At 72.5% G+C, this 9,740-nt stretch carries 10 protein-coding genes; 2 read left to right on the top strand and 8 right to left on the bottom strand.

Annotated features, from left to right (window positions below; translation table 11 throughout):
* Positions 1 to 17: 17 nt before the first annotated feature.
* From ABZ374_RS34375 to ABZ374_RS34400, 6 genes are all read right to left on the bottom strand, one after another.
* Positions 18 to 521, bottom strand: coding sequence for a hypothetical protein (locus ABZ374_RS34375; protein WP_360318790.1), 504 nt, complete (start codon positions 519 to 521; stop codon positions 18 to 20).
* A gap of 549 nt (positions 522 to 1,070) precedes the next feature.
* Positions 1,071 to 2,810, bottom strand: coding sequence for a DNA repair protein RecN (gene recN / locus ABZ374_RS34380; protein ID WP_360318818.1), 1,740 nt, complete (start codon positions 2,808 to 2,810; stop codon positions 1,071 to 1,073).
* A 113-nt stretch (positions 2,811 to 2,923) separates the two neighbouring features.
* On the bottom strand, positions 2,924 to 3,811 hold the full coding sequence (locus tag ABZ374_RS34385; protein WP_360318793.1) for an NAD kinase: 888 nt from the start codon (positions 3,809 to 3,811) through the stop codon (positions 2,924 to 2,926).
* Between the two features lie 73 nt (positions 3,812 to 3,884).
* Entirely contained in the window at positions 3,885 to 4,688 is an 804-nt protein-coding gene (locus tag ABZ374_RS34390) for a TlyA family RNA methyltransferase (protein ID WP_360318795.1), read from the bottom strand.
* 250 nt (positions 4,689 to 4,938) lie between these two features.
* Positions 4,939 to 5,205, bottom strand: coding sequence for a hypothetical protein (locus tag ABZ374_RS34395; RefSeq protein ID WP_360318798.1), 267 nt, complete (start codon positions 5,203 to 5,205; stop codon positions 4,939 to 4,941).
* On the bottom strand, positions 5,202 to 5,828 hold the full coding sequence (locus ABZ374_RS34400; protein ID WP_360318801.1) for a hypothetical protein: 627 nt from the start codon (positions 5,826 to 5,828) through the stop codon (positions 5,202 to 5,204). Before ABZ374_RS34400 ends, ABZ374_RS34395 begins: the two co-directional genes overlap by 4 nt.
* A gap of 265 nt (positions 5,829 to 6,093) precedes the next feature.
* Here ABZ374_RS34400 and ABZ374_RS34405 point away from each other — a divergent pair, with 265 nt between their 5' ends.
* A complete protein-coding gene (locus tag ABZ374_RS34405; RefSeq protein WP_360318804.1) occupies positions 6,094 to 6,435 on the top strand; it encodes an alkyl sulfatase C-terminal domain-containing protein in 342 nt (113 codons plus the stop codon).
* 149 nt (positions 6,436 to 6,584) lie between these two features.
* On the opposite strand, the gene ABZ374_RS34410 is transcribed toward ABZ374_RS34405, so the two are convergent.
* Together ABZ374_RS34410 and ABZ374_RS34415 are read right to left on the bottom strand one after the other, a co-directional pair.
* Positions 6,585 to 7,601, bottom strand: a complete 1,017-nt coding sequence (locus tag ABZ374_RS34410; RefSeq protein ID WP_360318821.1) for an HAD-IIA family hydrolase — start codon at positions 7,599 to 7,601, stop codon at positions 6,585 to 6,587.
* A gap of 95 nt (positions 7,602 to 7,696) precedes the next feature.
* Positions 7,697 to 8,170 (bottom strand): tetratricopeptide repeat protein, encoded by a 474-nt coding sequence (locus ABZ374_RS34415; RefSeq protein WP_360318807.1) that lies wholly within the window; start codon positions 8,168 to 8,170, stop codon positions 7,697 to 7,699.
* Between the two features lie 103 nt (positions 8,171 to 8,273).
* Between ABZ374_RS34415 and ABZ374_RS34420 the strand changes: the two genes are divergently transcribed.
* Positions 8,274 to 9,533, top strand: a complete 1,260-nt coding sequence (locus ABZ374_RS34420) for a DUF1015 domain-containing protein (RefSeq protein ID WP_360318810.1) — start codon at positions 8,274 to 8,276, stop codon at positions 9,531 to 9,533.
* Positions 9,534 to 9,740 lie beyond the last annotated feature (207 nt).

Raw genomic sequence — 9,740 nt, forward strand, 5'->3', positions numbered from 1 at the left:
CCCGGCTGGTGGGTGGATCAGTTGTAAATCAGCGTCGGAGCAAGCGGGGTGCGGGTGACGCAGTACCAGCTCGGCCACGATCCGGACGGGAACAGCACGCGCAGGCTCCAGTTGCTCGGCGAAGGCGGTGCGCCGGTGAGCACCGCATTCAACGGTTGGCCGGGCGAGATGGTGCCGCTGACCTTGGGAATCGCACCGAGATTGAGCACGGGCGAGGATGCCGGATAGGGCGGATTGATCGCACCGTCGTAGACCACGCCGCCACCGGGCCCGTTGAAGAGCACGGTGGTGTTGATCGAGTTGGCGGGGAAGCCGACGGGCACCGGTCGGGCGATGCTCACCTTGAGCAGGCCGCCACCGGTGGAGTAGGTCACCTTGGCGGTGAACGCACCGCCCCTGGTGTCCACACAGTTGTACGGGGAGGTCGACGGCCCGCCGGCAGAGGCGGTACCGACGAACGTGGTCAGGGCGGCGAGCGCCCCGGCACTGGCGAGTGCAGCGAACTTTGCGCGCTTGGACATACCTGTCTCCCGGGTTTCTGGGCTGGACCCGAACCGTGCGGAGGAGCAGAAGTACACAAGAACACCGGATGCAACAACACCCGTCCCACACACCCAGTACAACAACCCACCCTTACCCCGACAACGGCCCCGGCCCGGATGGCGCGAATTGGCAAGTCGGCGGGGGCGGGGATAAGGGGTGGGGCTTGGGTCGCGGGGGCGGGCGGGCTTGGGTCGCGAGCGAAGCGAGTGGCGTTGACGACGGTCGCAGGCGACGCAACGTCGGGGGCGCTGACGCGCCGGGTCGCGGCGTCGTTCGGCGGCTGGGGGAAAGCCCGAGACGTAGCCGCAGCCGACTCGCCCGGTCCCACGCAGCCACGATGCAGGCTGCGAGGCCGGATCAGGTCGCGCCGGTGCCGCTGATCCGCAGCCTTCGAGCTCGACGCAACGGGTGGAGCGGGTGGGGAAACAACCCGACCCAACCAAGACGCGACCGCAGCCCACGACCAGGAGCCCCGGGCCGCCCCCGACCCACGCCGGGCAACAAGACACGCGCAGCCCCCAGCCCCCTCAGGGCCCTGCGGCCTCGAGCTTGGCACCGGCGGCCGTGGCCAAGAGTTCCTCCGCGTGTGCGCGGCCGAGTTCGGAGTCTTCCAGGCCGGCCAGCATCCGGGAGAGCTCTCGGACTCGGGCCGCGTCGTCGAGGGTGACCACGCCGGAGCGGGTGACCGAGCCGTCGCTGGACTTCTCCACCACCAGGTGACGATCGGCGAAGGCGGCGACCTGGGGCAGGTGGGTGACCACGATGACCTGCGCGACCCGCGCCAAGCGGGCCAACCGGCGGCCGACCTCGACCGCCGCCTTGCCGCCGACGCCCTGGTCGACCTCGTCGAAGACGAACGTGGGCACCGGATCGGCCCCCGCGAAGACCACCTCGACCGCGAGCATCACCCGCGAGAGCTCACCGCCGGAGGCGCCCTTGGCCAGCGGGCGCGGCGGCGCGCCCGGGTGCGGGGACAGTTGCAGCTCGACCTCGTCCACGCCCATCGAGCCGTACGCCAGGACCCGATCGCCCACCGGCAGCCCGTCCGGGTCGTCCACGCCGGAGATCGCCACGCCCACACGCGCATATGGCATCGCCAGCGCGCTCAGCTCACCGGTGACCGCCGCCGCGAACCGCTCCGCCGCCGCGTGCCGCGCCGCCGACACCTCGCTCGCCAGCGTCGCCAACTCGCCTCGCAGTGCGTCCCGTTCGGCGGTCAGCTCCTCGGTGCGGTCGTCGTCGCCGTCCAACTCGGCCAACCGCGCGGCCGAGCGCTCGGCCCAGGCCAACACCTCGTCGATGGATTCGCCGTACTTGCGGGTCAACCCGGACAGCGCCGCCCGCCGCTCCTCCGCCGCCGCGAGCCGGACCGGGTCCGCATCCACGCCGGCCGCATAGGACGCCAGCTCGCCCGCCACGTCGGACACCAGATACCCGACCTCGCCGAGCCGATCCGCCAACGCCGCGAGCGCCGGATCGTGCGCGCGCACCGCCTCCACCGCCCGATGCGCGGCGCCCAGCAGCGTCGAGGCGTCCACCGCGTCCGTACCGGTCTCCGGGTCGCCCAACAGCGCCTCGTGCGCCGTGGTCGCCGCAGTGCGCAGCGCGTCGGCGTGGCCCAGTCGCAGCGTCTCCGCAGCGAGTTCGGCGTCCTCGCCCGGCTGCGGCACGACCTGCTCGATCTCGGTCAGGCCGAACCGCAACAGGTCGGCCTCCTGCGCACGTTCGCGCGCCCTGGTGGTGATCTCGGTCAGTTCCGCGCTCACCTCGCGCAGCCGTCGATAGACCCCGCCGTACGCCTTCAGCGGCACCGACACCGCCTCACCGGCGTACCGGTCGAGCGCGCCGCGCTGCCGGGCCGGACGCAGCAGCCGCTGCTGGTCGGTCTGGCCGTGCACCGCGATCAGGTCGTCGGCCAGGTCGGTCAGCAACCCGATCGGCGCGCTCCGCCCGCCCACGTGCGCCCGCGAGCGGCCCTCGGCCGAGACGGTCCGCGCCAGCAGCAGCTCGCCGTCGTCCACCTCGGCGCCCGCCTCGGCCGCCCGACGACCCGCGGGCGAGTCCGCCGGCACGCTGAGCCGACCCTCCACCAGGGCCTTCCCCGTCCCGTTGCGCACCAGCCCGGCATCGGCTCGGCCACCGAACAGCAAACCCAGTCCGGTCACCACCATCGTCTTGCCGGCGCCGGTCTCGCCCGTGACCACGGTGAAGCCCGGCGCGAGCTCGACTACGGCGTCTTCGATGACACCCAGACCCTGTATCCGCATCTCTTCGAGCACGGGACGACACTACGAGGTCGTGGGGACTCCGCGCGAAGAACGCAGTTCAACGGCGTGTGTTCAACACACCGACAGACGACCGTACGGCCCGCCCGAGGGCCTCACCGGTGCCCGCGCCACCCCTTCACGGGCAACGCGAACTTGGCCACCAGTCGATCCGTGAACGGCGCCCGATGCAGCCGCGCCAACCGCACCGGCTGGGTCCCGCGCCGCACCTCCACCCGCGCGCCCGCAGGCAGATGTACGGTCCGCCGGCCGTCGCACCACAACGCGCCGGGCGGCGTCTCGGGCGCGAGTTCGAGCGCGAGCACCGAGTTCGGCGAGACCACCACCGGACGCGCGAACAGCGCGTGCGCGCTGATCGGCACCATGATCAGCGCCTCCACCTCCGGCCACACGATCGGTCCGCCGCCGGAGAACGCGTACGCGGTCGAGCCGGTCGGCGTCGCGCACACCACCCCGTCACAGCCCCAGCGGGACAGCGGCCGGCCGTCCACCTCGGCGACCAGTTCGAGCATGCGCTCGCGCGAGGCCTTCTCGATCGCGGCCTCGTTCAACGCCCAGTTGGTGTGCGCGATCTCGCCGTTGACCCGGACCACCACGTCGAGCGTCATCCGCTCCTCGACGTCGTAGTCGCGCGCCACGACCCGCTCCACCACGTCGTTGAGGTCCTCGCGCTCGGCCTCGGCCAGGAAGCCGACCCGCCCCAGATTGACCCCGAGCATCGGCACCGCCGCGTCGCGTACCAACTCCGCGCCCCGCAGCAGCGTGCCGTCGCCGCCGAGCACGATCGCCAACTCGCACCCCTTGGCCGCGTCGGGCTCCACCGACACCACGACCGCGCCCGGCAGCGCCAGGTCGTCCGCCTCGTGTTCGAGCACCCGCACGCCCAGGCCGGCCGCGATCAGCCGCTCCACCACCAGCCGTGCACTGCGCAGGGCCGCAGGTCGGCCGGTGTGCGTCACCACCAGTACCGTGCGATCGCTCATGCCCGTATCCCCTCGTCCGCACCGCATCGACCGCAGCCGTACCCGTATGCCGTGACGCTATCGTGCACGCCGCTCACCGAGGCCCCTCGGCGACCGCCCGATCGACATCCGCCGGGTCCAGGTCCGGCGCACCGGCCCGCATCCACAGGAAGTACTCGACGTTGCCCGATGGCCCCGGCAACGGCGACGCGGTCACCCCGAGCACACCCAGACCCGTCTTCGCGGCCTGCTCCGCCACCGTGCGCACCGCCTCGGCCCGCAATGCCGGGTCACGCACCACCCCGCCCGCGCCCAGCCGCTCGCGTCCGACCTCGAACTGCGGCTTGACCATCATCACCAGGTCCGCGTCCGGCGCCGAACAGCGCACCAGCGCGGGCAGCACCAGGCCGAGCGAGATGAAGGACAGGTCACCCACCACGAGGTCGGCCGCCGGCCCCACCTGATCCGGCGTCAACTCACGCACGTTGGTCCGGTCCCGTACCGTCACCCGGTCGTCGCTGCGCAGCGCCCAGGCCAATTGCCCGTACCCGACGTCCACCGCGACCACGTGCGCCGCACCCGCGCGCAACAGCACGTCGGTGAAGCCGCCGGTGGAGGCACCCGCGTCGATACAGCGCCGCCCCTCGACGGTGAGGCCCCGCGGGGTGAACGCGGCGAGCGCCCCGGCGAGCTTGTGCCCGCCGCGCGAGACGTAGTCCGGGTCGCCCTCGTCGGCCGCGACCACCACGGCCGCGCCCGCGTCGACCTGGGTGGCGGCCTTGGTCGCGGTCTGGCCGCCCACCGTCACCCGTCCGGCCGCGATCAATTCGCTCGCGTGGTCCCGGGAGCGAGCGAGTCCCCTGCGCACCAGCTCGGCGTCGAGCCTGCGTCGTGCCACCGGTCGTGCCTGCCGTTCCTTGGTTGTGCGGATTGGTTGTGCGGATTGTCGTGCCGAAGTCTGTGCTGCGGGTTGCGCGGAAGGTTGCCGAGGTTGTGTGGGACCGGACCGAGCCGGATCGAGCCGAGCCGGGGCCGGTGGGTTCGCGCCCGGAGCTTGCGCCGCGCGTCGGTACGCCTGGCACTTGCCCGCCCGGTACCGGCCCGCTCTGCACTTGCCCGTCTCGCCCCGAGGGGCGTGGAGCGCGGACCTAGTGGTCCAGTTCCGCCAGGGTGTCCCGCAATCCTCGGTGCACATCCTCGTACACCGACCCGTGCGCCTCGGTGGGCAGGTCACCCACACGGCTCAGAGTCGCAAGTACCGCGTCTACATGAGGATCACCGGAAGGCGCGGGCGGTTCCACGTCGAGCGGTCCGATCACGGCAACCGCCGAAGGCACGCCGACCCGGTCGGGAGCATCGCCGTCCGCGCTCGGCGCCGGATCCGCGACCGCGTGCCCGCCCGCGTCCTCGCTCACGACTGATCGTCCGCGTCGGCGGCCGGCGCGGCGGGCTTGCTGCGGATCGTCTTCTTGGCCGGCGTGGTCTTCTTCGCGGCGGCGGTGCCGTTCGTCTTGCGCGCGGTCTTGCGCGGGCCGGCCGCCGGCGTCGACGCCGCGGCGGACTCGGCGGGGCGGGCGGCCGAGGTCTTCTTCGCGGCGGCCTTCTTCGCGGCCGGCGACTTCGCGACGAGCGGCTTGTCGACGGGAGCGGCCGGAGCAGCCTGGGGCCGGGCGACGGGTGTGGCCGATGCCGCGGCGGGACCCGCCGCCGGGCGCGGCGTGCGCGGCGTGGACGCGCGGGCCAGCCGGTGCTCCAGGTCGGTCACCCGGCTCTTCAGCCGCGCGATCTCCTCCTCGGCCTTGATCAGGTCCTTGGCCCACGGCTTCGACCGGGACAACGCCTTGTCGACCTCGCCGCGCACCACACCCACGAGCAGGTCCCGGTTCGCCTTGCCGGTCTCGTACAACTCCTCGGCCACCTGCTGCACGTACTGCGGCAACGCCTGAGCCTGATCGGGCACCTGCTCCAGGTCCAGGCCACTGCGCTCGACCAGGACCTTGGCCACCTCGGTGACCCGTTGCCGGGTCATCTCGGTCAAGCCACTGGCGATCTGAAGGTAACTGCGAACGACATCTCGCATAAACGGCACCTGCCTTCCTGCTCCGGCTGCCCGTACGCGTGCCTGTGCGGCGATACGAACGGCGATGATCGGTCTGCTCCGACGCTACCCTCTCGACCGGCGCAGGACCGGAAGCAACGACATGCCGTCCCCGCCCAACCCGCGACGGGCGACCGGCACCGGCATCGCCGGCCCGTCGGTGGGGTACGGTCGCCAACCGGATCCCATGGAAGGAACGCCGCGCATGGCCACCGTCGAAGAGTGCCGCAAGGCCCTCCAGGAACTGTCCGCCAAAATGGGCCGCGCCGAGGGCGACACCCGCAAGGCCGTGCAACTCGACCGCAGTCTGAGCTGCCGGGTCACCGACCTGGACGTCACCTTCTCCGGACGACTGCGCGACGGTGCGCTGCACGACATCGACACCGAACCGCGCAGCGACAAGGCGCAGATCCGACTCACCACGACCGGCGACGACCTGATCGCCCTCGTCGCCGGCGACCTGAACTTCGCCACCGCGTGGGCCAAGGGCCGGATCAAGCTGGACGCCTCGTTCAAGGACCTGCTGGTGCTGCGCAAACTGCTCTGAGCAGGGCTGCTTTGCGCAGGATTGCTTCGAGCGAGGCTACTTTGCACACGGTGCCGTGCGCACGCTGTTGGCTGCGCGCGTCGAGCAGGCCGCTTCGATTCGGCCGCACGCCCGTTCGGGCCTCCCGCGCCCGTGCCGCGTCCACGCCGCTACCAGCCCAGGTGCGCCGCCACGCCCGCCGTGTCCACCGGCTCGTCCGTCGCCCAGGCCGCCGCACACGCCGCGCGCAGCCCGTCGATGCGCGCACCCGAGCCCCGGACCGCCAACGCTCCCTCGGTCACCCGCGCCGACCAGCCACCGCACACCCACGCGTCGCCCTCCGGCCGGGCCGTCACCGGCGCGGCCAACAACGCCCGCAGGTCCTCCGCCACGAACGTCGGTCGTTGCCCGGCGCGGGCCGCGAGCAACCCGTCGGGCGTGGTCACCCCGGTGAGCACCAACAGGCTGTCCACACCCCCGTTGCACGCGCCCTCGATGTCGGTGTCCAGCCGATCGCCCACCACCAGCGGCCGACGCGCGCCGGTACGCAGGATCGTCTCCCGGTGCAGCGGCAACTCGGGCTTGCCCGCGATCACCGGCTCGGCCTTCGTCGCCGCCCGCACCACGCCCACGAGCGCACCGTTGCCCGGCGCGATCCCACGCTCGGTCGGAATGGTCAGGTCCGCGTTCGAGGCCACCCAGAACACCCCGCGGGCCACCGCGTACGACGCCTCCGTCAGCGCCTGCCACCCCACATCGGCCGCGAACCCCTGTACCACCGCCGCCGGTTCCTCGTCCGCCGACCGCACCGGCCGCAGCCCGTGCTCGCGCAGCGCGACCTCCAGGCCCTCACCGCCGACCACCAACACCGCCGCGCCCTCGGGCACCCGCTCCGCCACCACCCGCGCCGCGGCCTGCGCCGAGGTCACCACGTCCTCCGGCTCCGCCGAGATACCCAGCTCGACCAGGTGTTCGGCCACCGCCTTGGGCGGACGCGACGCGTTGTTCGTGACGTACGCGAGCCCCATCCCCCGCCGGCGCGCCTCGGTCAACACCGAAACCGCGTGCGGAACGGCCCGCGCACCGGTGTACACGACACCGTCCAGGTCGAGCAGCGCGACGTCGTACGCCCGCGCCGGCTCCCCCGCATCCGCAGCCCCGTCCGCACCGCCCGTCGCGGCCGACACGGATGACGCGGACGCCGATTCCGGCGCGGTGTGCGATGCCGCCGCGCCCGTCGGTTCCGCTGCGCCTGCCGATGCGCCTGCCGAGGTCTGCTTGCTCACGCGTCGTCGCTCCTGTCGTCCATGTCCCCACCGTCCTTGCCGATCGTCCCGTATGCGCCGGCCCGCGCGCGCAACGTGGCCCGCGCCTGGACCAGCGCCGTCCGGTAGTGCTTGGTCTCCGGCCGCATCGCCACCGCGAGCGCCAGATGCTCCACCGCGGTCTCGAAGTCGCCGAGCCGCGAGGCGGACAGTCCCCAGCCGAACTGGGCGTAGTCGTCCGCCGGATCCGATTCGGCCACAGCGCGAAAGTGCCGCAGCGCCTCGTCGTGTCTGCCCGAGTCGAACCACGCCCGCGCCAACGCCTCACGCACACTGCGCGACTCCGGCGCCGCATCCGCCGCCCGCGCCAGCAACTGCGCGGCGGCGGCCGGATTACCCGACGCGAGCAACTGCACCCCGCGTCGGTACCAGTCGTACACATCGCCCGTGGGCGCACCGTTCATCCCGTCGGCTCCCTGAGCCATCGCCATGATGCCCTCCCGCACCTCGACCACGCGCCGGTCACCAAAATCCGGCAACCGCCGACATCGGATGTCCTGATCTTGCCCGGGCTCGGGCCCGTAACATTCGGCCATGGACGACGCAGTGCCGAACGGGCTGGATCTGGCCCCCTTCCGTGGGCTCCGCTACGACCCGGAACGCGTCGGGGACGTCGCGTCGGTGACCTCGCCACCGTACGACGTGGTCGAGCCCGGCGGCGTGCCCGTGCTGGAGGACTCCGATCCACACAACATCGTGCGGCTGGTCCTCCCGCGCAGCGCGGTACACGCGGGCAGCACCCTGCGCACCTGGTTGGCCGAGGGCGTGCTGCGCCCCGACCCGCTGCCCTCCTTGTACGTATACGAACAGCGCGATCACAACTCGATCCAGCGCGGTCTGATCGGCGCGATGTCGCTCGACTCCGCCGTCATGCCGCACGAGGACGTGATGGCCGGCCCGGTCGCCGACCGGGCGACGCTGATGAGCGAGTTGTCGGCCAACCCCGAGCCGATCCTGCTCGTGTACACGGGCGGCGGGCGCGCCTCGGACGTGGTCGAACAGACCACCCACCAGCCGCCCCTGGTCGGCCTGCGCACCCCGGACGGCATACGTCACCGGTTGTGGGGGGTCACCGATCGGCACGCGCTGGCCAAGATCCGCGAGGACCTCGCCGATCGCAAGGCCCTGATCGCCGACGGCCACCACCGCTGGGCCGCATACGCGCGGATGCGCGAGCGCGCCCACGCGGACGGCCGCGGCGAAGGCCCGTGGGACCGCGGCCTGGTCCTGCTCGTGGACACGGTGCGACACCCGCTGCGGGTCGGCGCGATCCACCGCGTACTGCCGAACCTGCGCCCGGCCGACGCGCTGAACGCACTGGCCACCTACGGCGACGCGGGCGCCGGCGCGTTCCTGGCCCGCCCCCTCGACGGCACACTGCCCGCCGCCCTGTGGGCACTGGACCAGACCGTCGGCCCGGCCTTCCTGCTCGCCGGCGACCGGCGCTTCCACCTGCTCACCGGCCCCGACCCGGACCTGCTCGACCTCGCGATCCGCGCCGACCGCCCACCCACCTGGCGCTGCCTGGACGCCACCGTTCTGCACGCGGCCCTGCTCGACCGCGTCTGGCACGTCCCCGACAACTGGGACAACATCACCTACGTACACGACGCCACCGCCGCCGTCCGCCAGGCCCACCACACCGGCGGCACCGCAATCCTCCTCCGCCCGACGGACGAACGAGTAGTCCGAGAACTGGCCGAACAAGACATCCGCATGCCCCGAAAATCCACCTCCTTCGGCCCGAAGCCGGCCACCGGCCTGGTCCTGAGAAGCCTGGACTTGGACGAGTAGCGGGAGGGGGGCTGGGCGGCGGGGCTGGGGCGTGAGGGGGTGCGCCCTGACCGGCCTGGGTCGTGAGCGGAGCTAGGGGGTGGGGGGCTTTCGGCGATGCAGCGTTGCTTTTTATTGGGCGCCTTCGGCGCCGGCTCGCGAGGCACCACTTTTTTGTTCCGTCGCGGGCTCCTCCACAAAAAAGTGGCCCCTCGCTCGTGACTTCGT

The sequence above is a fragment of the Embleya sp. NPDC005971 genome (genome assembly GCF_040629175.1).
In the GTDB taxonomy this organism is placed as follows: Bacteria; Actinomycetota; Actinomycetes; order Streptomycetales; family Streptomycetaceae; genus Embleya.

Coding starts and splice junctions, on each gene's coding strand:
- ABZ374_RS34385 (WP_360318793.1), bottom strand. CDS start 3,811: ATGAGCGATCGCACGGTACTGGTGGTGACGCACACCGGCCGACCTGCG.
- ABZ374_RS34420 (WP_360318810.1), top strand. CDS start 8,274: ATGGACGACGCAGTGCCGAACGGGCTGGATCTGGCCCCCTTCCGTGGG.
- ABZ374_RS34415 (WP_360318807.1), bottom strand. CDS start 8,170: ATGGCGATGGCTCAGGGAGCCGACGGGATGAACGGTGCGCCCACGGGC.
- ABZ374_RS34405 (WP_360318804.1), top strand. CDS start 6,094: ATGGCCACCGTCGAAGAGTGCCGCAAGGCCCTCCAGGAACTGTCCGCC.
- ABZ374_RS34375 (WP_360318790.1), bottom strand. CDS start 521: ATGTCCAAGCGCGCAAAGTTCGCTGCACTCGCCAGTGCCGGGGCGCTC.
- recN (WP_360318818.1), bottom strand. CDS start 2,810: ATGCGGATACAGGGTCTGGGTGTCATCGAAGACGCCGTAGTCGAGCTC.